Genomic DNA, 24,567 nt, shown 5'->3' on the forward strand with positions numbered 1-24,567 from the left:
CTGTGTACAGGCCATAACCGAGGTTAACATAAAAAAGATACTACATACTATTGTTTTCATACTCCGAAATATTCATCAATATTAAAGAGGTGTAAAACATAATACAATCCCGATTATCAGCTATATTTTATAACAGGTAAAACGGTTTCTGTTTCATACTTCGTTTTTTAATAGTCTTCCTGATCTCAGGGTGTTAAATTAACGTTAATGATAGGTTTGCCCGCTTTTTTTATTCCGATCAATTATTATCTTACATCAATGTATTCTGAAGATTTCCTATCTACATTTGTGAATATAAAAAGTGGAATAAACTAATCTAAAAATAAAAACAATGAGCACACTAAGACTAAAAGACGGAACAGAAATCTATTACAAAGACTGGGGAAAAGGCGAAACCTTATTTTTTCATCATGGCTGGCCATTATCCAGTGATGATTGGGATGCACAGATGTTTTTCTTTCTGGAGCAGGGTTACAGGGTTATTGCCCATGACAGAAGAGGACATGGAAGATCTGAACAAACTCCTTATGGCCATGATATGGACACCTATGCTTCAGATGTGGCAGAAATTGTAGAGGCATTGGAACTGAAAGACGTTATTCACATTGGCCATTCCACTGGTGGTGGTGAAGTGATCCGATATGTTGCCAAATATGGAAAAGGAAGGGCTTCCAAAGCAGTTTTGGTAAGTGCGGTAACGCCCATTATGGTTCAGAATGAGAGTAATCCTAATGGAGTTCCCATTGCTGTTTTTGATGATATCCGAAACAATACAGCCAACCACAGACAGCAGTTCTTTATTGATATAACTTTCCCTTTTTACGGGTATAACAGAGAAGGGGCAAAAGTGTCTGAAGGAATCCAGCGAAACTGGTGGAGACAGGGAATGAGCGGTTCTATTAAGGCGCATTACGATTGTGTAAAAGCTTTTTCTGAAACAGATTTTACAGAAAACCTTAAAAGTGTGGAAATACCTGTACTGGTAATGCATGGCGAAGATGATCAGATCGTCCCTTTTGAAACCACGGGAAAAGTAGCTGCTACCTTACTTAAAAACGGAAAGCTGATTTCTTATCCTGGTTTCCCTCATGGAATGCCTACTACAGAAGCAGAAACCATCAACAGAGATCTTTTGGAGTTTATCAAATCTTAAAAATACACTGTGTGCTATCCTGATGTGATGATAGTTTTTCTGAAGCCTAACTGATTTCTTCAATGAAATAGATCAAGCAACTGGAACTTATCCGCGTTATGAATGTGATGGATTTATTAATGATCATTATTTAATTCATTCACAACTCACCTGTAACGACAAATTTCAGACAGAAAAATTTATAGTACCATGAATGCATGAATTTCTTTTATTCATGCATTCATGGTATCAATACAAGAGACTTCCTCTGAAACTTAAAAATTCCTTTCGGGTATCACTTTTTTTTCGTACTTTTGCACACTATTATTCCTAACGTCTTTAGGAGTAGCCAAAACAGATATTGATAACAAAAACAATAAAAAAGCAAAACAATGCCAAAATTAAAAACGAAATCAGGTGCTAAGAAACGTTTTGCTCTTACTGGAACAGGTAAGATCAAAAGAAAAAACGCTTACAAAAGCCACATCTTAACTAAGAAAGAAACTAAGCAGAAGAGAAATCTTACTACTACTTCTTACGTAGCTAAAGTGGATGAGAAAAGCGTTCAACGTCAATTAGCAATTAAGTAGTTTTTATAAATCTATATTCGGTTTATAAGAATTCAAAAACAAATTCAAAATTTTAACCCTGAAACGGTGCCAATTAAGAGTAACATTTGTTACCGCCCTTTTCAAAAAAAACAATTTAAATTATGCCAAGATCAGTAAATGCAGTAGCTTCAAGAGCTCGCAGAAAGAAAATTTTTAAGCAAGCTAAAGGTTTTTTCGGTAGAAGAAAGAACGTTTGGACTGTAGCTAAAAACGCGGTAGAAAAAGCAATGCAATATGCTTACCGTGGTAGAAAAGAGAAGAAAAGAAACTTCAGAGCACTTTGGATCACTCGTATCAACGCGGGAACTAGAGAGCACGGAATGTCTTACTCTCAATTTATGGGAGCTCTTAAAAAGAACAACATTGAGCTTAACAGAAAAGTTTTAGCAGATTTAGCAATGAATCACCCTGAAGCTTTCAAAGCTGTTGTAGATCAAGTAAAATAATGTAGAATACTATTTTTGTTATCAATATAAGTCCCGGATTTTTCCGGGATTTTTTTGTTTATATAGCTTAATGGCTCCATGGTATAAAAAATAATATGATAATTAGATAATCTGATGAAAATTAAATTAGTTTTAAGATCAATAATACAACAAGATAAATCATTATTGAAAAATCAATTAAATAGCGATTAATAAAGCTAATTAAGCGAAATAAATAATGATTAATTCATATATTAGCAATTGAAAAATAATTCAATTGAATAAATGAAAAAAATAGCTGTTTTTTTATTTACATCCTTAGCATTACACCATATTGGAGCACAAAATCTAATACCGTCTTATAAGACCAGAGCGGATATGGTTTCTCAGGCAAATATTAATAACAACCTTCTTGAGTTTTCTAATCTTGGGGTAAAAACGACCGGATCATCAGAAAATACCAATGCATTTAACTGGCTTAAAAATAAATATATTAGTTATGGATATACAGCAAACCAGATACAGGAAGATCCGTTTACCTTCTGGGGAGGCGATTCCAAAAATTTAGTGATTACTAAAACAGGTACGGTGTATCCTGATAAGTATATTATTATCTGCGGACATTATGATACTATAGTAGGACCAGGAGTAAGTGACAATGGAAGTGGCACTTCTATTCTTTTGGAGGCAGCTAGAATATTAAGAAATATTCCTACAGAATACTCTATTAAATTTATTCATTTTTCCGGAGAAGAACAGGGTCTGATAGGCAGCTATCATTATGCTGATAATATTGCTTATCAGGGAAATGTACGGAAACAGGATATTAAACTTGTCTTTAATATTGATCAGGTAGGTGGTCAATTGGGAAATAACAACAATACCATTACCTGTGAAAAAGATATTAGCGGGCAATCTGCTAACAATGCGGCATCTGCTGCTGCAACGCAGGAACTGGCAGTATGTACCGGCCTCTACTCTCCTCTTCAGACTTATATTTCCAATGCCTATAGCTCAGACTATATCCCTTTTGAGGAAAAAGGATATACAATTACCGGGTTTTATGAGCGTATCAAAAGTAATAATGAGCATTCTGCGGATGATACTTTGGCCAATATCGATCCTGTATATGTGTTTAATGTAGGAAAAGCGGCTGTAGGTGCATTACAACATTTTGCCGTTGCCTCTACATCTAATGACATTCTGGGAACTCACGAAACTGCTGCACAAAAGGATTTGGAGACAGTCAACATTTATCCTAATCCTGCAAAGAATCTGCTAACGGTTGAGCTCCCTCAAAGTAATCTACCTTTCAATATTGAACTTTCTGACATGACAGGGAATGTATTACTCCGTACAGAAAACCAGCGGAACATAGACACTACCTCATTAAATAAAGGAGTTTATATGGTATCTGTAAAAACAGCTCAAAATCATATCATTAAGAAGGTAATCATTGATAAATAACCAGCCTTCAATAATGAATCAGTTGTTCCCTTGAAGTGTAATAATAATTCTAATAAAGATTGTATGATGAAAAAAATTACTGCTTTTTTATTAACTGCCATAGCAACCTATACTATAGAAGCCCAAAGTTTTATCCAGGCCTATAAAAATAGGGCTGATGCTGTTTCCCAAACGGATATTATTACCAATCTTCAGGAGTTTGCGGGTTGGGGAATTAAAACAACAGGTTCTCAAGCCAATGCCAATGCATTAAACTGGCTTAAAAACAAATATCTTTCTTATGGATATACTGCCAACCAAATGGAAGAAGATCCCTTTACTTTTTGGGGTGGCAGTTCCAAAAATTTAATCATTACGAAAACAGGAACGGTGTATCCCGATAAATTCGTTATCATTTGTGGACATTTTGATACCATCAATGGCCCCGGAGTGAATGACAATGGCAGCGGTACTTCCATTATTTTAGAAGCAGCAAGAATTTTAAGAACGATACCTACTGAATATTCTATTAAATTCATTCATTTCTCTGGAGAAGAACAGGGACTTCTGGGAAGTTTCCATTATGTGAATAATGTTGTTTACCAGGGTAATAACCGTGTTCTTGACATTAAACTTGTTTTTAACCTGGATCAGGTAGGTGGTGTAAAAGGAAATAATAATAATACCGTATTCTGTGATGAAGATAAAGGTGGTGTTTCCAGTAATAATGCAGCTTCTGCTGCAGTAACTCAACAGCTCAGAAACTGTACCACACTCTATTCTACACTTCAGACAGATGTAGACCCTGCTGAAAATACAGATTACATCCCTTTTGAAAACAAAGGAGAAACCATTACAGGTTTCTTTGAATGGAACAGAAGTAACTTTCCGCATACAGGCAACGACACTTTTGCCAATACAGATCCCGTATATATTTATAATATAGGAAAAGCGGCTGTTGGTGCTTTACAACATTTTGCTGTTGCTTCAGGAACATTAGGAACGGATGAAGTTCGTCCAAAAAATACATTGGAAAACATAAAGCTTTACCCAAATCCTACTAAAAATTTTATCAGTATTCAATTTCCTGATTCTAACGTTAAAAATTTCAGTTTTGAAGTTACAGATTTTCAGGGACACTCACTCCTTAAAACTTCCAATAAAAAAAGAATTGATGTCTCCAGTCTTGAAAATGGTGCTTATGTTGGTGTTATAAAAGCTGGAGATCAGACTGTGGTAAGAAAAGTTATTATTGCCAAGTAATTTTTCAACCTTAACAATTTTCATTTTAAATACATTAAACCCTTTGAAACCCTTCAAAGGGTTTAGTTTTCAATTAACCGTATTTATAAGCATTCTGCAGAATCACTACTCTATTTTATATATTCCAAATAAAATACTATGGCATTCATAAAATATTACACACTTTATTGTGATTTATTTACTACATTCGTGGTACCAAATAAATAAATTTATATGAAAAGAATTACCACATTTTTATGCACTTCACTGATTATGCAAGCTATGAGTGCTCAAACTTTTATTCAGGCTTATAAAGACCGGGCTGATATGGTTACTCAAACTAATATTACTACAAATCTTCAGGAGTTCGGCAATCTGGGTATAAAAAAGACAGGATCAGTAGCCAATGCAAATACTTTAACATGGATCAAAAACAAATATCTGTCTTACGGATATACTGCCAGTCAGATTGAGGAAAGTCCTTTTACCTATGGTTCAACGAATTCAAAGAATTTAATCATTACTAAAACAGGAACGCTTTATCCAAACAAGTATGTGATTATCTGTGGGCATTTCGATACAATTTATGGACCTGGAGTAAATGATAATGGCAGTGGAACGTCTATCATTCTGGAAGCTGCCAGAATATTGAAAAATGTTCCTACAGAGTATTCTATTAAGTTTATTCATTTTTCCGGAGAAGAACAAGGATTGATAGGCAGCAGTCATTATGTTAATAATGTTGCTTACCAGGGCGGCGTCCGTAAACTGGATATAAAACTTGTTTTCAACCTGGATCAGGTAGGTGGTGTAAAAGGAAATAACAACAATACCGTATACTGTGATGAAGACCAAGGCGGTGTTTCAAGTAATAATGCTGCATCTGCTGCAGTAACCCAACAGCTCAGAAACTGTACAGCACTCTATTCTCCGCTTCAGACTGCTGTAGATCCTGCTGAAGACACCGATTATATTCCTTTTGAACGAAAGGGTGAAGTGATCACCGGTTTTTTTGAAAGAATAAGAAGCAGCTATCCTCATACTACCAAGGATACTTTTGCGAATGTAGATCCTGTTTATGTTTATAATATAGGAAAGGCTACTGTGGGTGCTTTACAGCATTTTGCAACAGCTTCCACAACCTTAGGCGCAAATAAAACAGCTCCACAAAACTCATTGGAAAATATAAAGCTCTACCCTAACCCTGCCAGCAATATTCTTAATATTGAATTGCCTGATAAAACAGCAAATTTCAGCTTTGAAATAACAAATATATCAGGAAGAACTTTATTGAAAGTGAATAATGAAACTAAAATTAATGTTTCTACCTTGGAAAGAGGTGTTTATGTAGGGATTTTAAAAGTTGGGGAACAGACGTTCGTTAAAAATATTATGATTGAGAGATAACCTATTAATAAAAAAACAGAGCAAACTGCTCTGTTTTTTATTTATCTGTATTACATTATTTTTATTCTGCCGCGATTGAAATTATTTTCTGAATTTCAGAATGAAGTCTTTCAGTAATCCATCTCTGATCTTCGAGATCCAGTTCTTTGAGCAGATCACCATTATTTTCATTAAAATCAGTAATAATATCCTGTAAAAATTCAGATTTAATTTCAGAGATACGAAGCATATTATTGATATCCAAGGCCCCTACTTTAGACAGCACACTCTCCAGCCGATTTTGTGACACATACGTTCTTAATTCATCAATAATAAAGGAAAGATTTTCAGCTTTCGAAGAAATATCAGGAATAAATGACCATTTCTCAGCTTTATGGAATTTCTCTTCTTCATCAAATTCCGGATTTTTCAGTTTGATAATCGGCCGATTGGATAATAATTCGATATTTTTCAAATTATAAGGTTTGATCACAACTCCTTCTATCAGGTTTTGTTCCAATTTCGGAAGGTTAAACTGTTGGGTGGGAATAGGAGAATTTATCCTGGTATTAAAGTTCAGAACTTCATTAAACTTCCCTATCAATAAAGGTTTTACATAAGGAACACCAAATTGCTCAAAATAAGAGACTGCAGTTTCATAATCAAGATAATACTTTGTCCCCTGTTCATTGACGATTCCTATATCAAAAGCATAAAAATGGATATCCGGAGCGTAATAGACTCCTGTTTGGATCGCCTGTACATGTTCAACATCCTGAACATCAGGGTGAGGATATTTCCCTCCAAACAATTCTCCGTAGATAATATACCTGCTCCCCGGAATTACAGCACTCAAATGCTCAAATAAGCTGATTATCGTACTTTCTAACTGATTAACAACAAGCTGAAATCCAAAAAAATCATCTCCCCAATTAAGATATTCCCTTCTTTTGGCATATTGAAGCTTATGATCTTGATAAGAAAAACTAAAATTAGCACCATGAACTTTTTCGGTCACTACCCATTTTAATTTATCTAATTTTGATAATTCATTCTCATTAAGCCCAATCTTCTTTAAGGTATCAGGCATTTTCTCATATCCGGAAAATTCATTCGTTTGGTTAAAAGTATTATTAATTGAGGGTAAATATAGCAGTTTTTTGTAATATGGTGATTTCTCCTAGTTAATATAGAAAAGCCCGTAATGTTTTTTTTGCTATTATTGAAAATATGATGCTTTTACTCTTGTGAGTAAATTTTCTTTTTAAATGATCTGACAAGCCATTTAAGTGCTTGTTATAGCTGTTGCCCAGGACTCAGAATAATGCCCAAACTTCAGTTTATTATCTGCATAGTGCTATAGAAAATGATACAACTTTTGACATATCGATTGATCAGATTATTAATTGCTACGGTTCTATTCCTAAAGAAATAATTTTGGCAAATAAAACTGAACCTGAACAGATTCGTTTCATAGAGCAGCCCAAAAAGAAAGATAAGCAAACCATTTTCAGGCTCGGAGAAAAAATGCTTACCAATTTTCGCTAAAAATGCCGGTACTTTATAACATAAAATCCACTGCAATTGTGATGGGTTTATTTTTACTATCAATCGCGGACTTCAAGTCCACGATATCTGTGGGGCTATAACTACTTTTGTTCATCTCTAGAATTTTTAACATTAAAATATTCAGGCCATTTCGTTTTAGTATCAAATACAGCTTTTTCAAATATTGCATTTTCAATTCCTAAAACATATTCAAAATTTGCTCCTTTTAAATTTGCATTTCGAAAATTTGCTCCTTCAATATTTGCTCCCTCAAAATTTGCATTTTCAAATAAAGTGGAAATTGATGTACTATTCTTTAATACTGCATTTGATAAATCCGTATTTCTTAAATCAGCAACAATTAAGTTAGCTGATTCTAAATTACACCCGTTCATTTTTGCATTGAATAAAATTGCCCCTCTAAGATTAGAGTTTTTAAAACTTGAACCTGTCAAATCGGCATCTTCTAGATTTGCTCTATGAAGATTTAAATTTTCTAATGAGATACCATTTAAATGTTCAAATGGTATTACTACATTAATATCCGTAGCGCAATATATTATCATATCTTTATCTTTATACTGGTGAAAATAACAGCTTTCTGTGAAACTGTAAAAGCCTTCTGAAGTGGGTGCAAAATCCAGTTTCCATGCTGGGGGATTTCCTATATTAGGAAAGGTTGTTCCGAGATTTCCGTAAGCCTGTTCTTCAAAAGCAGATTCGGTACGACAGGTCAGACAGATCGTTCTATTCTTAAGTATTATCCTGAAGATTTATTTTTCTTGTTCTGTTTTCATTTACAAAACAGAACAAGAAAACCACCGCCAAATACAGTGGTTTTACTTTTATCCGAGTCTCAGTGGAACGCTTGCTCCAGCAATGAAAAATTTTTCACACTCTTTTTTTTCCAAAAATTAATTTAATAACTTCTATTAATAACAAAATAATGCCAATATATAAGTACTTCATATATAGATTATTTTGTCTTTCAACCATATCATACTTATTATTAATCCATCTTTTTAATTCTGTTTTAGCAAGATCTAAATCTTTTATATTGTTAGCTTCTTTTATAAAATCTTCATGATTAATTTCAGTTAGTTTAGGCATAGTATTAATTCTAAATATAGCTAAATCTATAAATAAGAATAATATCAATATTAAAGAGATACAAGTAAATATTCTATTTATTTTCATTTTTTAAAACTATAATAATTATAAAACATGCAAATCTGACTATTCATTTCCATAAAGTTTTCTACCTAGAGGAGCAGAGCGATTAATGTTAATTAAAGGCCTTTGTCTAATAATACTACCTACAGCATTCGACTCTTTCATTTTTGAATCTAATCTTCCTGGTCTGACAACATCTACAGAACTGATTCCACTTTTTTGTAGTAAAGAACAAACATTTGTTGTACAGTTATTTGATTGAAGACTATAATTTTCAGGATTCTTTTTAAGTTCGGATACTCTATCGTTAACAGCTTCTACTAAACTCTCTTTTTGCTCATTAGTTGTTTTAAAGAAGAATGCATTAGAATTAGAATATTTCTTACTAAATTCTGTAGTAGATTTGGTATCCATAACCAAAGGTGTTCCCCACCATTCATTCATTTCATAACTGCCTGTATTATTTCCGTCAGTAGGATAAAAACCAAATACTTTTCCATCATACCCTAATCCAGAGTGACCAACAGCTCCCTCTATTTCCGTATAAACTGATACAACTGAATAGTTAGGTTTTTTATCTTCTCGTAAATATTCTGTTTTACCATCTATTGTGGTTGTGTGGGAATAAGAATCTTTGGAAACAACATTAAAATACCTATCCTCATTGTTGTTTAAATTAACTCCAATCAATTTACCATTCTTAAATATATAATCATTAACGGGTTCTCTTCCATCAGGATCAATAAATCTCAACGGATTGTTAAATGCATAATTGTATGGACTGTGTCTTGTCATCTTTTCAGCAAGCGGATCCACTACTCCCCATCTACCCAAATCCGGCATATACATCCTCGCTCCATAATCATACATCCCGGTCTCTTGTAGCTCTTTGCCGTTGTACTTATATTGTTAGTAGTATGTCAATCATTTTATAATCCCACAAATTCCTCTGAACAAACTCTATAAATTTTCTTTAGTTTTTTATCAACAATTAATGAAATATATGTCATATCTTTTAACGGGATACATTTAGAATTCTGAAGTACTTTGGTCCTCAATAACTTGCCTTGTTTTAGTTTCAAAATATATGCATAGGAAGAGTTATTTAAAATATAATCCTTATCAAGATTTAAAGAATCTATATTTTGATTTGTCGATCTAAAGAAAAAGACCTTATTATTCTTATAGATACTAGTTGAATTTACAATTGTACCTGCATAATCATCATCTACATTATTTTCCATTACAAAGATGGAGTCTTTAGGAAATGAAAATAAAATATTTTTCCTATTACAACTATTAAAATTAATATAATACTCTAATGGATCAATTTTAATTTCTCCAGCTTTAATTTTACTAACATTTTCTTTTAAAAATTTGTTGTAGTCGGATTTGATACTTTTATTTATTATACTTGAATAAATATTACATTGACTTTTTATTTTACAACCAGTAAAGAAAATTGTAATAATAAATATCATTATGGTACTTTTAATATTCATAATTATCTTTTTTAATTGGTTTGTTTGTTGGGTAATTTTCACTTTTATCTATATATAAACTCTTTTTATTATCAGAAGTTAAAATAGATGTATCTGTTCTATTAGGATTATATTGTGTTCTTAAAGGAAGACCATCAGCTTTTCTGATTTTATTTTCAATATGAGAGGCATTTATTTCATCAACTGTTAGTGATCTGCCACTAGGTGTAGTATACCAAACATCATCCCTCCCTTTTTGTTTAGAAATATCTGATTTAGCATGCCCAAGTTCGTGTCCTAACACTACATATGAATCAGCATTTTGCATTCCTGAAGTTGTCGCCATTGAAACGGTTTGTCCGTTTACTACAACTGTTCCTAAATCATCTAAATATTCATTTACAGCTCCAGGAGCTGTATTCGCTCTAATTTTCACATCATTTCCTTCTTTTGAAAAAAAATCGATCAGTTCTGACTTTCCAACTGAGTTTGTACTTAATTTATTTAAATCAGATACAATACTACTTACTTTTGAAACATCACCATTATATTCAGTATTTGTCCGTTTTCCATTAGAATATTCATACAATTTTCCTCCATCATATCTTACATTTATCTCTGCTCCCCATTTATCATGTCCTAATGATAGAATAATATCTTTACCCTGTCTTCCATCTGGATCTATAAATCTTATAGGATTATTAAAAGCATAATTATAAGAGCTGTGTCTCGTCATCTTTTCTGCTAATGGATCAACAACACCCCATCTTCCCAAGTCCGGCATATAGAACCTCGCTCCATAATCATACATCCCGGTCTCTTGTAGCTCTTTGCCGTTGTACTTATATTTATTAAAGCCACCAAGATTAGTGGCTTTAATAATTAAACTCATTGTTATTTTTCAGGAATATTTTGCCTTTCTACTTTTTGTACTTTGCCATTTTTTATAAATATATTGACAAAATATGGTTCTCCAATATTAGGAAAATAATTTTCCCCTCTAAAATATTTAGTCTCATTACAAATATTCAAGTTTTCACTTTTGAAATATTTTAAATAGATATTTTTTTCAATAAGTAAAGGAGTGTTACTAACTTTTTTTAAATAATATTTATTTTTTTCAAAAGTAGGCATACCATAAGCGATTCCTACTATAGAATCATTATTTCTGACTGTACTATAAAGGCATAATACATCATCTTCACTTTTAATTTTCGAAGAATTTTCTATCATTTTTTCAGCCTCGTCGGTTACAATGTTACTAATATTATTATCTGTCGATTTACAGGAGGATACTATTAGTAAAAAAATTATAATGATCTTATTTTTTAATATCAAATTTGTAGGAATCATAAATTATTGTTTCGTTTGAATTTGGTACAACTATTTTAAAATTATCAGGTGTTCTATTTTCGTAAAAATCGTTTTCAAAAAGTATTTTATTTCCTCTATCTCCTTCTTTTGGTAAACCATAACCATTGAACCCTGATGGAACAAGTGTGCCTCCAGGATGTAAATGAGTAAACTCTGTCATCTTCATATTTTTATTATTTAAAATTTGCCAGGCTAAATAACCTCCAACACCCTCTTGAGATTTTTTATATTCTGTGGAAATTGCAAAAACTTCTTTTCCTCCGTCTTTTACATTTTTATATCCTGCCAAACTAAACTCATTTCTTACATTATCTTTAATGAAATTAAAAAAACTTTTCATTGACTTCTTATCTGTAGAGATATATACAGAAGAATCCGTAATCCTTGATTTATCTCCTTCGCGAATTGTTGACCTTCCATCTAATCTGTTGCCTATAACATCCTTATTGATTGTAATAGATTTACTTTTATTTATGTTACCTTTTTCGTCAGTAGCATATATAGTATCTGTACTATTTTTTTCGCTTCCATCTTCTTTGTCTACTCTTTCAATTTTCCCACCTTGTAGAAGTTTATAATCAGTTAATGGAGCTCTTCCATCTGGATCTATAAATCTTAGAGGATTATTAAAAGCATAATTGTAAGGACTATGTCTTGTCATCTTCTCCGCCAACGGATCAACAACACTCCATCTTCCCAGATCCGGCATATACATCCCGGTCTTTTGTAGCTCTTTACCGTTGTACTTATAATTATTAAAAGTATAAGCGAAGCGAAGCGAAGAATCACTTATTCGGTTTAGGGTAAACAATTATTCCATTTTCAACCATTTGATAAAGTTTTAGATTAGAATACTTCTTAAGGAATATTTTAAAATCTCGAGGGTTAGAAATTTCAGACTCAATTACCTTACCATTAACACTAATAATTTTATAGTTTTTATTCAGAAGTAATTTCCAAAGTTTAATTTCTCCATCCAATTCATATGAAGAAGTTGATATATCCAATAATTCTATATTATCTTCTTTTCTTTTAAAATTTAATGTTTCAAAATAGTTATTACATCTATCATTAGAGCCTAAACCACAAAAAATAATCATTTTCTTACCCCCAACTGTAAACCATCGATAATTAGGCGTATTTTTATAAAGTTTAAAATCTTTTTCTATAGTCTCAATGTACAAGCTATTCTTATTAGATATTGAATCAGAAAAAACACTAACTGCTATAAAATCTCCTGATTTAAAAGAAGTTTTTAATGTATCTTTAACGTAAAGATTTATAATATTTTCTGTTATTTCACCCAACTTATCACATTTTATTTGCGAATGAAAAATGGAGAATAATAATAGTAATAAAATCGTAATTAAGTTTTTCATTTTTTCATATTTTTATGATAGCCATTTTTTATTGAAGTCACTTTTTCTTGATTATAGTATACTGTTTTTGAGCCAGTAAAATATTGTGGATTATACATAAATAATGTAGCTGTCTTTGGAAAAAGAGAACTAGTATTTTTGTCTCCGCTTTTTACTGGCTTTCCAATATCATTATTTACATTTTCAAAAGATGTATAGTCTTTTCCTTTCCATCCAGTCATTCGTACATCATATCCTGAAGGTTCGATTTCAAATGCCCTATCTGGATGATTATGGCCAAATAATGATATTGAATTCGAATCAAAATAACTTAGATAAGGACTTATTGAAACGCTACCTGTACTTGCAGGATCACCTAAAGCTCCATTTTTTCCAACTACAGTTTGCTCAACTCCATTCTTTAAACCAGATCCAATAGCAAATTCAGCATCTGTATTATTTGAAATATATTCATGTAAGCCTAAAGCCGTATCTTGATTACTAAAACTTATTATACTATATTGTTTTACAATATTTCCATTTTCATCAGTAATATTACCTTTGATGGTATTATCTGCAATATATCCCTGTTTACCAACTGTAAAACCTTTGGCATTTTTATTTAGATTTCCTTTTTTATCAAATTGATTAGCTGCATAAACTACATCATCCTTAGAATCAGAAACTCTTTCTATAGAACCATCTTTGCCCAATTTATAAACATCTAATCCAAAAGGATCAATGTAATTTATAGGACTATTCATAGTATAATTATATGGAGACATTGTGTAATATTGCTCTGCCAACGGGTCCACAACTCCCCATCTTCCCAAATCAGGCATGTACATCCTTGCTCCATAGTCATACATTCCCGTCTCCTGCAACTCTTTGCCATTGTACTTGTAGTTCTTATAAGTACCCTGACCAAAAAATGTATTTCCGGTATTGAGGTGATTCATCCCAAATGGATAGTAATCATTGGCATCTGTGATTTCAAGAGCACCTGCGCTGTTTCTTCCGAAACTTATTCTCACATTGCCAAGGTGATCCTTGTATTGGTAAATATACTGATCTTTTTGATAATCATAATACCCTTCTGCTGTTGAAAAAAAAGAAAGATTGGGATTCTTTGTTTGTCCCAAAGAACCTCTTGCTGTAGCTGGGACAATAGTATCATTGAGTGTATAGGCCTGGATCTCCATTGCCTTAGACATTTCCCGACTTTTAGACAATAACTCAGTATCACCACCATTACCTCTGCTTATAGAAGTACTCATATACTGGAAGCCATCCAGATAATCTGAGACAGCATTGACAGTATAGCAATCTACAATACCACATTCATAAGTTGAGTTTACTTTCTGAAGTTTTGTACCATTGGCTCCATATAAATAAGTAAGACCTACTCCGGACTGTAGCATGATCATTTTATCAGGAAGATTGAGAAAATTGTAAGCGATGGATGTAATTCCTTTATCCTTCATACTGGTCATACTCCCATTCAGGTCATACTCAATAATATTACCTCCTCCTTCATAACCTGCATTATTCTGGGTGCCATCTGTTACCGTCTGTAACCTGTTTCCAGTATAGCTATAGGTAAGATCATCAATCTGCATTGCCGCTCCAGTAGTGGAGTTCTTAGCATTACGGTATAACTGACTGATATTTCCGTTCAGGTCATAAATAATATACTCACTGTAAAAGCTGTTTTGAGGTGCTGTTGCCCAGGGTTCGGAATAATGCCCAAACTTCAGTTTATTATCTGCATAGTAATCATAGGTATATCTTTTCAATACATTATTGTTGGAGGTATTCCAGTCTATTTCTGCGATATTACCGTTGTATCTTGCAGTGGCATAGAGTGGATTAACTGGATTAGTGTATTTTATTTCATACCCAAACAGTTTCCCATTCAGGTTAGCAGGATCATTAATTTTAGTCATCCAGCCTCTGATATTGTATTTATAATCAATCTGCTGAAGCGGAGTTCCTACAGAAATTCCACCCACTTTTTTAGATTCAAGCTGGGAAAGTTCATTGTATGTATTCTGGGTAAGGATTTCCACAGGATTGGAATTCACCTGATGTTTGTGGACAAGCAGTCTGTTCTGGTGATCATACTCAAAGTTTTCTATGATCACTGTTTCTGTATCGGTTGCCAGTCTTTTATGTCTGGTAACAACATTTTGAGCTACTCCGACAAAATCCAGCTTGGATTCTGTTTGGCTATAACCCCCTAAATGATTGATAGAATACGCTCCAATAGCTCTTGCTTTGGTGTCATAATAGGTGTAGTTTTTAGTCCAACTGTCATTTTCTATATTCTTTACCAGACTCATCACAGGAAGCCCTTTGGTACTTCTTCCTTCCGATGAAGGTTCTTCCGTTAAAGTAGTGACTCCCTGAATGGTGGAAGGAAATGGCGGATTAAAGGTATATCCAGGATAAGTATCATAATAATTGACACTTAGAATACTTTCTGTATCCACCATGAAATAATTATTGACATAATAAATCGTCATCCCATTTCTGATAAATCCCTGGGCACTGCGAGGTTCGGTAATGACCAGGTCTTTAATAAGATCCTGTAATACTGCTCTTTTGGCTGTTGATACCAGTACTCCTGTATAGATCGCTCTTCCCAAAATATCATACTTAGTGAGAAGCCATTTACCTTTGGATCCCATTACAGCGTCCTGTGTCAAAATCAACCTGTCTGCTTTATCATACACCATCAATTCCCAACCTTTGCCGGGTAATTTCTTTTCAACCAGACGGTTTCTACTATCATAGCGGTATTGGTAGCAGAGATCATTAAGTAATGTTTCATTTATTGGTTTATTAACAGCGTTGGGGGAAATAACAAAAGCCAACTGGTCATATTCATTATACACATAATAAGTGTCTATATATGCATTGGTAATGATCTTTCTTACCATCAGGGTCTGACCTTTTCCATTCTTAAACTCCACGGTTTTATTTCCGTCTTCATCAGTTACTACATTTTTATACAATGTTCCGGGAGCATAGAAGGAAGTAGCTGAAGCCAGAATAAGCTCGCTTTTGGTAGCTCCGTTCTCCCATGTTGTTTTTGTGGTATACTGATATACTTCATTAGCCATATTGGCTTCATATGAAAATCCTACAGGTTTATTGGCCCAGTCGTTACCAGGCTGAATCTGCTGCATGATTCTGTCCAAAGGTGATTTTTCCAGCATCTTTTCCGAATAGATCTTTTCTGACCCATAAATCCCTGGTTGGGTTGCATTGGATAAAGGATTGGTAATAATGGTACCATTCTGAGTTCCTGATTGTGGGACAGGAAGGTAATCTTTTGTCTGTCTTCCAAACTGATCATATTCGATGTGAGTGACTACATCTCTTCCTAATGGGGAAGCTTTTACATTCACAACCTGCTTGGCTCTTCCCAAGCCATCGAAATATCCTACTGTTTCAGAAGATTTTGTAGGAACAGATCCATTATAATCCAGATAGGTTTTGGTCTGTATATAATTCTCCATATTAGGGAGCGGGGTAAGCTGGGCATGCACTGAATGGGTAATCAGCAGCATGCTTATAGGGATTATTATTTTTTTCATCGGTTTTAGTTTTTATAGTTGTATTTCATTTCCTTCAGGATCTTTCCATTGGCATCTATTACCTTGTCAAGGCGGTTAGCAGAATCATAATAATAGAATTCTGTAATCCCCGACGGCGGAGTAATGCTTCTAATTCCTACAAGCGGGTCATAAGTATATGTAGAGATCTGATATTCTGGAAGCCTCTCTCTAAAACTTCTCAATGCTTTTAAGAGTACTGTTTCATCATTATTGATTTCGGCCAGCTCATCTGTATTGGAAGCATTGACAATCAAATTAATCAGTGACTGTAGTATATCTGTTAATTTTGCACCTTTTATCTCCGCAATGGGCTGAGTCTTATTATATCCCCAGATAATAACAGTAGGAATACCATCTTTTGTAGTATACTGCTGGATATTCCCTTTGGAATCATATTGATCATACATAACTTCGGTAGTTGTATTACTCTGAAGTCCGGTAGAAATGACAGATGTAGGAAATAAAGTTGCAGGATCATCATAACGGGTTTCCATTTTGGAGATGATTTTTCCGGAAGGACTATTCCCATTTTGTATTTTAGTTACAGCAGTTTCCAGCGGAACACCGATCATATTAGCATTGATCAACTTCTGGTTTCCTTTTTCATGGGCATACTGGTACGTGGTTTCACGAGCAGAACCATCAGCATAGACCGTTTTTGAAGAGGTTACCTGGTGATGATTAGGATTCCCGTAACTACTGAAGCTGGTGCTGGTCATGGCAGAACCATCAGGCAGAGATTCCGTAGTTTTTACTTCCGTGAGATTATAAAACCCGTAATAATTTTCATAAGACCCGTAGGATATATTGAGTAGTTGGTCTTCATTAGGATTCGGATTATAGGTGAAATTTTCTTTAAAGACATAGCTTTTAAGACTTTTCAGCTGGCTGTACTCATATTTGTACGTCTTAACAAGCTGCTTCTTAAAAGCCACATTTTCATATTGATACCTGTTCTCCTCCAGCAGTAAATAAGATTTTTCTTCTCCGGAATTAGTACCTGGGATATTATAAATAGCTGGCCATCTTCCAATATTGTACTCTGCATTGGGAATATAGCTAAACTTTTTCTCTATGGCACTTTTGTTTTCTATAACTTCTGTAATATCAGTATAGGTAACCTTATTTTTTCTATGGTTGAAATTTGGGAGTAAATTATTCTGACTGCCTGTATAAATATTCACTATTTCTACGGATGGAAAATTATTGGACCCTGATGTACAAGGCATTGAAGTTTCGCCCGCCTTTGCACCTATATAGTTCAGGTTAAAGTCTGCCACTGAAGTTTTGGGACTGCTAATATTAGCCAGGGAATTATAATAAAACTTCCGGGTATAGCTATCTCCCTCTATATCAGATTCTTTAATAGACGAAACCCTGCTTCCTCCAAAATATACCGGTTCATAGGTGGTAACGTTATGGGCATTATAGTAAATTGAAGCAACGCCAGATGAGGCGGCGACTCCTTTAACCGTATATGTCGCTTTATAAGTATGTCCGGCTACAGTAGCTATAGCAGAAGAACCCGGTGCTTTGGAATCTAATTCTTTAGTACCATTGCCGGCAGCAGTACGTACATTCGTTCCTGTTGTTTCATCCGTAATAGTCAAAGTATGTTTGACTAGCTTAGGCTCCGGCTCGTAACATCCTTGTGCCGGATAAGGACCTGCCGCTGCAAAGTAATGAATATCCGTTCCGTTAGAAACAAAAGTAAAGGTCCCGGTAGGAAAATTATGTGATGGATCACAGGGAGTATACAGGGCTTCCACACCTCCTAATTCCATCACTTCTTTTGTGGTGGCTCCAGCGCTTGAATTGGGATCATAAAAAATCTCAGAAATCCCTTTGGTAGGATGGGTAATCTGTTTTAAGTTACCAATGGAAGCCCATGATGGCTCCACCTCTTTATTAGCAGAAAGGATCGTTAAAGGCATATAAGCACCAAAACTTTGAAAAATACCAAAATTGTTGGTAGGACGAGGAGCAGGAAAAGGAGAAGAATTACTCTTATTATTGGGATATCCAAAATAATCCGTATCCAGGCTAAACCTTGCAGGAAGTTTTTCAGGGCTGTAATAGCTGAAATCCGTACTGGTATTCCTGGTCACGTTTTTTAATGATGTTAAAAAATGTCTGTTTCGTGTAGATGTTTCGTTGGAAGGAATCCCGTAATAAGTAGCTGCTGCGGACGATGCAACATCCTGATATTCCAGGTTAAATTTTTCAATAAGCAAATTCCCGTTTTTTACCTCAATGGAAGTCAGAAGATTGTTTTCAGCATTGCTGTTAAACAAATCATTTCTCGCTTTTCCATACATGAAAGAAACATTCTTGTCATCTTCTGAGATGAGGGTAAGTCTCGGCTTGTAGGACTGCTGGATAACTTTGCTTTTAACGATATCATTATATGTATACTGAGAGCCGGATGAGGCACTCGGGCATTTGCCAAGTAAGCTAAAACCCGCATTCAAAGAGGAATAATAAGTAAGGGGTTCTGTAATGTAGGTAAAATTGGTTTCCCGTTTGTCAGGGCTGATGATTTTATATAAATACCAGCCCGTGATGGCCTTACGGTCAGGTCCTGCGCTCTGGGTGGTAGACCTTTCAATATTTTCTACCGCTCCCCCAAAATAATACTCCGTTCCGGTTTTGTCCGTCAGTTTAAAACGGAACAGTTTTCCGTAACCAAAAACAGGTAGATTCAGATCAGTAATCTCAATTTTGACTTTATCCTTGGATTCGGTAAAAACCTGTAAGGTATTGTTAATATAGAAACTTCCGGACAACCCATTAGCAATTGAAAAGTTAAACCAATCGTATTCGGTATCCATTTCGTTGCCTGTTCTTGCGGCTTCTCTTATTTGGGCCAGATTGGCAGTTTCATTTACCGTTTCAGGTTTCCAGTTCGTGTTGTTTTCGTCTGTTTCATCTTTTACAACCCTTGATATAACACCTGGAGCTGTCAGCATCCAGGACATTCCTGTACTGGTTCCAATATCATCTGCCCTCACTCCACTGGAGTAGTTTAAGGATATGGGAGTACGGAGCTGAGTATAAACAGGAACCTGATGGGTAAAATCACCATTGGAAGACTGTTCAAAGCTGATCCTGCTGCTGGCAAATGTCTCCTGTGATGGAGCCACTATTTTAGGGAGTCCGTAATTGTTATTGGGCTCGGGTGATGCCTGCCCACTGTATAATTGAAATACCAGAAGCATGCTTATTGACACATATATTTTCTTCATGATTTTTAGTTTTTTATTTCTTAATCAGCTTTGCATTCGCTGTTTTATTAGTATCAGTTTTTATGGTAACCAGATAAGCTCCCTGTACCAAAGCCTGGGTATTTATCTTAGTCACTCTGTTCTTTGTTTTCAAGCTTTGAAGCTGTCTTCCGCTCATATCATACAGCATAATATCAGCCTCTTTAAAATCAAAACCTATTTCTATATAAGCATAATCAGATACAGGATTGGGATAGATCTTAATATCATATTTTTTAATCAGATCATTGACCTGTTTATCACCAAGCTTTACAATCTTCCAGTTTTCTTTTCCTAATTCTTTGGCACTGGTTCCTACTAAAATAATAGAACCGTCTCTGTTGAGTTTCAAATCTGAAAGTCTCTCTTCTTTCTGTCTGGATTCTCCGCTTACATGTTTTCGCCACTGTTCATTTCCATTACCATCCAAGTAGATCATCCAGAACGTCTCATCATCTTTTTCTATTCTTCCTTCTGCCTGGGTGTAACCACCCAAAAGAATTCCTTTCGAGGATTTTTCGTCTCCTGAATGGATCACACTGGCTCCCATCAGGATATCACGGTTTTTGAAATTGTAGGATTTCTGCCACTGTTCATCACCTTTTTCATTTAAAGAAATCAGCCACAGATCGGTTCCTTCTTCAATTCCTACCGTTTTGTTTCCTGATCTTTCGGATCGGGATTCCCCACCGATGATATAGCCATTTGAGGTTAAAGACAGGGTTCTGATATGGTCATCTCCTTTACCACCATAATTCTTTTCCCATTCTACTTTTCCGTTTTTATCCAGCTTGATGATCCAGTAGTCGCCTTCACCGAAGTTGCTGCTGGCTTTTGGCGTCTGGCTAATGGCTGTTGAACTGACAGATCTTTCATCTGAAGATTTACTCTCAGGATTTCTTAATCCTGAACCTCGAACTTCGGAGCTTCTTGAATAAATTCCTAATAAGGCTCCACCATCTTTTGTGGGGATCATTTTCTCTACTTCATCCAAGCCTTTTCCACCTACTATCAATTGGGAAAGTTCTTTTCCGTCTTTGTCGAGTCTCGTGATCCAGACATCTTTGGAGCCATACCCTTGGGAAGAGTTTTGTACATTCCCGGCAACAAAAAATCCAAGATCTGTGCTCTGAATGACTGCCTTGGCTTCTTCATCAGAAGTGGTTCCTAATGTTTTCTGCCAGATTTCATCGCCAAATTCATTGATCCGGATCAGCCAGATATCTGAACCGCCTTTGGAATCTTCTTTCTTATCCAGTCCTTTTCCGGAGTATGAGGTTCCTGCTAAAAGAAATCCTCCCTCCTGAGTGCTGACTACTGCAGATAAATAATCGTGATTATTTCCTGAGAAATACTTTTCCCAGGCTTCTTCTCCCTGTTGATTGAGTTTAACCAGGTGGAAATCATAGCCATTGTTTTGTTTACTTCCTGAAGTTTGCTGTTTGTCGCTCTGGATAGAGCTTCCTGTGATAAGATACTGCTGATCGATAGTGGTAGTGACCTGGCTTAGGAAATCCTGAGTAGAGGACTTGACATCTTTTTGCCAAAGAACATTCTGGGCAGATACGCCAAGAATTGTGCATACAGTACATGCACTGAGATAAATCTTTTTCATTCCTGTGTTGTTTTTGAGTTTAATGATTAGTTTTCAAATTTTTGCAAATTTAACTTTTTTTAATACAACAATATCACGTTGGCATGATTTAATACAAAGTATTTATAATATCAGGTTAATTATTATACTTTATTCTAATTATACAAATCTACCACAGCACAACGACAGAACTTGTCGTATATTACTTATATTCCACAAAAAAACCTTTGAAAAATTTCAAAGGTTTACTTGTTTCTGTTCAGAAGAGTTTCTTCCATATTTTTTAGTGCAAATCCTTTCGCTTATGCTTATAATCCAGCTATTTCCCAATCGAAAATTTCTTTTCCACAAGGTGCTTTTTCGTCATATTTATATTGATAACAAAGGATATCTGATAGAGTTGTATCTATAGCTAAAGGTGAAATCACAAATGCAAACTGGCCATACTTATTATAAACATAATAAGCAGCTGCATTTTCTGTATAATCTGCTGTCCTCCCTAAAAAAACTTTTCCATTAAGAAAAGTTTTTTTTTATAAGAAGGGATTTAGATTAATAATTAAAATTAAGAGAAAGCGTATAATATCTTCCGTTTCCACGTACATATTCTGCATCACGTGCAGTATACATTGAGGTAGGTGTGAAGTAAGAAGTATTAAAAACATTCTCTATTCCAAGTCCTACTGTCAGGAGCTTATTAATTTTATAACTTCCCTGAACATTGAAAAGGTTAAAACTTTTTACAGGACCTTCTCCTTCAGCATACTTTCCTGAAGCAGCAGGTTCAAACTGATCTCTTTTAAATGAGTACATATGATAGACTCCCAGCTGTAGTTTTTGAGCCTTATCATTCCATTTAACGAAAGAATTCAACCTCGCGGGTGCAATTCTTAAACCGCTTAAATATTTTTCGTAGCTGTTGTCATTTTTCACATCTACTTTTCCTTCCTGATATGTATAATTGGTTCCGACAGTTAATCCCTGTGTCGGATAAATATTCAATGCCAGCTCTACTCCGTTAATATATTGAGGTGCACGAAGCGGAGTCCAGAAGCCATTCATAGAAACCAGATCAGCTCCCATCTTGGAATAATTATAAAAATAACTGGCTGAAAAATCTATGTACTGTCCTATTTTACTGTTGAAACCAATTTCATAGTTGTCAATAACTACAGGATCCGTATTGATTTCATTTAAGACATTGCTTTTGGCGTCTCTAAGTACGCGGCCAAGATCGTAAATGTTAAACCCTCTGGAATAAGAGGTGAAAGGCTGGAAGAAATCAAATGCCACATAACTCACTCCTACATTGTAAGATAGGTTTGAATAATTCAATCTTCCCCCTTCTACATTGAACGGAACATCTTTGTTGGAAGGCAAAGTAGTATAATCCGGAACTTTTATGGACATTTTATCCCATCGAACACCTGCCTTTACCGTTAAATCATCAGTAAGGAATAATTTCCCCTGTAGAAAAGGGGCTACAGCCAGCATATTCATTTCCGGAACCCATATTCTTCCATCTACCAGAGGCTGACTTGTTTTTTCATTCAGGAGATCCAGACCATAAGTCAGTGAACCTTTTAATCCTTTTTCTTTTCCAAATTCAGTATTAAAATCTGCTCTGAATCCATATTTTTTTTCTAAAATAGCAGATTGTCCTCCTGTTTTCCATCTGGGTGCATTTCTGTAATCATAAATGGTATAAAAATCCTGGAAATACAAAGTGGTGCTAAGAGTTGTGTTACGAAAAATATTCTTATTGATATATTTAAGATATCCGTTGTGATTATATCTTGTTCCTTCTTTCACACCTTCTCTATTACCTAATTTCCCGGTAGAAGGCTGTTCACCGTATTTTCCTAGATCCAGTATATATTTGGAATCCTGCAGACTCGAATAGTAATTATACATCACTTCTAGCCTGTTGTTATCATTAAGATCATACCCTATTTTTGCAAAAATATTGTTGACGGCAGTCTCTCCCAATCCATATCTTGGGTTCTGGACTAATCCTTCACCATCTATTTTTACTCCGTTTTGGGTAAGCGTTCCATTCACAAGATAGTCGAACTTTCCTGCTTTTCCAAAGAAACTTTGTGAAATTCTGTACCCCGCACCACCATCAGATTTAAACATTTTGTTATTAAACAGATCATGGCTGGTAAATCCCAATACGGTTCTTCCTGAAAAAGTTTTACCAGAGTTACTTTTTTGGGTAATATAATTGATGATTCCTCCTTCTGCGCCATTCCCATAAATAGATGTTGCTCCTTTTACCACTTCAATTCGTTCTAAAACAGAAGGATCAATACTTCGTATTTCTCTGTCATTATTTCGTAAAGGGCTTGATTGTGGAATTCCGTCTATCATAATCAGTACGTTTCTTCCTCTTAAAGTTTGCCCTCTGTTGCTTACCAGATTATTCCCAAATGCTAATCCGGGTACTTTATAAGCCAGAATATTACTCAGATCGGCAGAAATTAATGCTTGCTCTGTAATTTCTTTTTTGTTGATAATGTTAACTGTAGAAGCTGTTTTCTTTACTATTTCAGGAGATCTTGATGCGGTAACAATAACTTCATCAAGTCTGTTCTGTTCTAATGAATCTTTTTTCTGAGCAGCCGCTTGGGAAAATACCACAAGACTTCCGATTAATAAAATAGTTTTTTTCATACTTAAGTGTTATTTAGAATAATTAAAAACAAAATTACAATTTTGAGCCTATTTCAAAATTTGGATATTTTAACAGCTAACTTTATGATCTAGTTATATATAAATTAATTTAAAATATTTAAATTAAATAATCAATCCAATTTATCTATGCAGTTAATTTTATCAATGATAGCTGATAATCATCATATATAAAACTACCCAACGATATCTTTGCTTTAATAAATTTTTACTGTCT

General features: G+C 34.6%; 18 protein-coding genes and 2 pseudogenes. 6 read left to right on the top strand and 14 right to left on the bottom strand.

From position 1 onward, the window contains the following. Positions 1-331: 331 nt before the first annotated feature. From M2372_RS10175 to M2372_RS10200, 6 genes are all read left to right on the top strand, one after another. The gene (locus M2372_RS10175) at positions 332-1,153 is read left to right on the top strand and encodes an alpha/beta fold hydrolase (RefSeq protein ID WP_123319204.1); all 822 of its coding nucleotides are present in this window, start codon (positions 332-334) and stop codon (positions 1,151-1,153) included. Positions 1,154-1,524: 371 nt separating this feature from the next. Further along, positions 1,525-1,722, top strand: a complete 198-nt coding sequence (rpmI, locus tag M2372_RS10180) for a 50S ribosomal protein L35 (protein ID WP_034676300.1) — start codon at positions 1,525-1,527, stop codon at positions 1,720-1,722. 122 nt (positions 1,723-1,844) lie between these two features. Beyond that, a complete protein-coding gene (gene rplT / locus M2372_RS10185; protein ID WP_034694451.1) occupies positions 1,845-2,189 on the top strand; it encodes a 50S ribosomal protein L20 in 345 nt (114 codons plus the stop codon). A gap of 264 nt (positions 2,190-2,453) precedes the next feature. Then, a complete protein-coding gene (locus M2372_RS10190) occupies positions 2,454-3,635 on the top strand; it encodes a M28 family peptidase (protein ID WP_123319205.1) in 1,182 nt (393 codons plus the stop codon). A gap of 63 nt (positions 3,636-3,698) precedes the next feature. Continuing rightward, positions 3,699-4,877, top strand: a complete 1,179-nt coding sequence (locus M2372_RS10195) for a M28 family peptidase (RefSeq protein ID WP_310473123.1) — start codon at positions 3,699-3,701, stop codon at positions 4,875-4,877. 213 nt (positions 4,878-5,090) lie between these two features. Next, positions 5,091-6,263 (top strand): M28 family peptidase, encoded by a 1,173-nt coding sequence (locus M2372_RS10200; protein ID WP_115972581.1) that lies wholly within the window; start codon positions 5,091-5,093, stop codon positions 6,261-6,263. 61 nt (positions 6,264-6,324) lie between these two features. On the opposite strand, the gene M2372_RS10205 is transcribed toward M2372_RS10200, so the two are convergent. The 14 genes and pseudogenes from M2372_RS10205 to M2372_RS10265 form a co-directional block, all read right to left on the bottom strand. Beyond that, entirely contained in the window at positions 6,325-7,332 is a 1,008-nt protein-coding gene (locus M2372_RS10205; protein WP_123319207.1) for an RNA ligase family protein, read from the bottom strand. Between the two features lie 559 nt (positions 7,333-7,891). Then, positions 7,892-8,356: a pentapeptide repeat-containing protein gene (locus M2372_RS10210; RefSeq protein ID WP_123319209.1), complete on the bottom strand. Its 465-nt coding sequence runs from the start codon at positions 8,354-8,356 to the stop codon at positions 7,892-7,894. Positions 8,357-8,681: 325 nt separating this feature from the next. Further along, positions 8,682-8,987 (bottom strand): hypothetical protein, encoded by a 306-nt coding sequence (locus M2372_RS10215; protein WP_123319210.1) that lies wholly within the window; start codon positions 8,985-8,987, stop codon positions 8,682-8,684. Positions 8,988-9,026: 39 nt separating this feature from the next. Further along, positions 9,027-9,407, bottom strand: a complete 381-nt coding sequence (locus M2372_RS25625) for a DUF4105 domain-containing protein (protein WP_409013139.1) — start codon at positions 9,405-9,407, stop codon at positions 9,027-9,029. 282 nt (positions 9,408-9,689) lie between these two features. Further along, positions 9,690-9,872, bottom strand: a pseudogene (locus M2372_RS25630) (RHS repeat-associated core domain-containing protein); the annotation flags it as partial. A gap of 20 nt (positions 9,873-9,892) precedes the next feature. Further along, positions 9,893-10,465 carry a hypothetical protein gene (locus tag M2372_RS10225; protein ID WP_148060747.1) on the bottom strand — a complete coding sequence of 191 codons (573 nt, stop codon included), beginning with the start codon at positions 10,463-10,465 and terminating at the stop codon, positions 9,893-9,895. A gap of 637 nt (positions 10,466-11,102) precedes the next feature. Further along, a pseudogene (locus M2372_RS25635) lies at positions 11,103-11,294 on the bottom strand (RHS repeat-associated core domain-containing protein); the annotation flags it as partial. A gap of 44 nt (positions 11,295-11,338) precedes the next feature. Then, positions 11,339-11,797, bottom strand: a complete 459-nt coding sequence (locus M2372_RS10235) for a hypothetical protein (protein WP_123319213.1) — start codon at positions 11,795-11,797, stop codon at positions 11,339-11,341. Beyond that, on the bottom strand, positions 11,766-12,629 hold the full coding sequence (locus M2372_RS10240) for an RHS repeat-associated core domain-containing protein (protein WP_123319214.1): 864 nt from the start codon (positions 12,627-12,629) through the stop codon (positions 11,766-11,768). Before M2372_RS10240 ends, M2372_RS10235 begins: the two co-directional genes overlap by 32 nt. Continuing rightward, positions 12,604-13,197 (bottom strand): hypothetical protein, encoded by a 594-nt coding sequence (locus M2372_RS10245; RefSeq protein WP_123319215.1) that lies wholly within the window; start codon positions 13,195-13,197, stop codon positions 12,604-12,606. The genes M2372_RS10240 and M2372_RS10245 overlap by 26 nt, the downstream gene beginning before the upstream one ends. Next, the gene (locus tag M2372_RS10250; RefSeq protein WP_228455692.1) at positions 13,194-16,778 is read right to left on the bottom strand and encodes a DUF6443 domain-containing protein; all 3,585 of its coding nucleotides are present in this window, start codon (positions 16,776-16,778) and stop codon (positions 13,194-13,196) included. The genes M2372_RS10245 and M2372_RS10250 overlap by 4 nt, the downstream gene beginning before the upstream one ends. 5 nt (positions 16,779-16,783) lie before the next feature. Beyond that, a complete protein-coding gene (locus M2372_RS10255; protein ID WP_148060748.1) occupies positions 16,784-20,044 on the bottom strand; it encodes a hypothetical protein in 3,261 nt (1,086 codons plus the stop codon). A 13-nt stretch (positions 20,045-20,057) separates the two neighbouring features. Further along, complete coding sequence (locus tag M2372_RS10260; RefSeq protein WP_123319217.1) at positions 20,058-21,677, bottom strand: T9SS type A sorting domain-containing protein; 1,620 nt, start codon at positions 21,675-21,677, stop codon at positions 20,058-20,060. Positions 21,678-22,208: 531 nt separating this feature from the next. Beyond that, a complete protein-coding gene (locus tag M2372_RS10265; RefSeq protein WP_123319218.1) occupies positions 22,209-24,332 on the bottom strand; it encodes a TonB-dependent receptor in 2,124 nt (707 codons plus the stop codon). Positions 24,333-24,567: the final 235 nt, after the last annotated feature.

The sequence above is a fragment of the Chryseobacterium sp. BIGb0232 genome (assembly GCF_024810195.1).
Taxonomy (GTDB): Bacteria; Bacteroidota; Bacteroidia; order Flavobacteriales; family Weeksellaceae; genus Chryseobacterium; species Chryseobacterium pennae.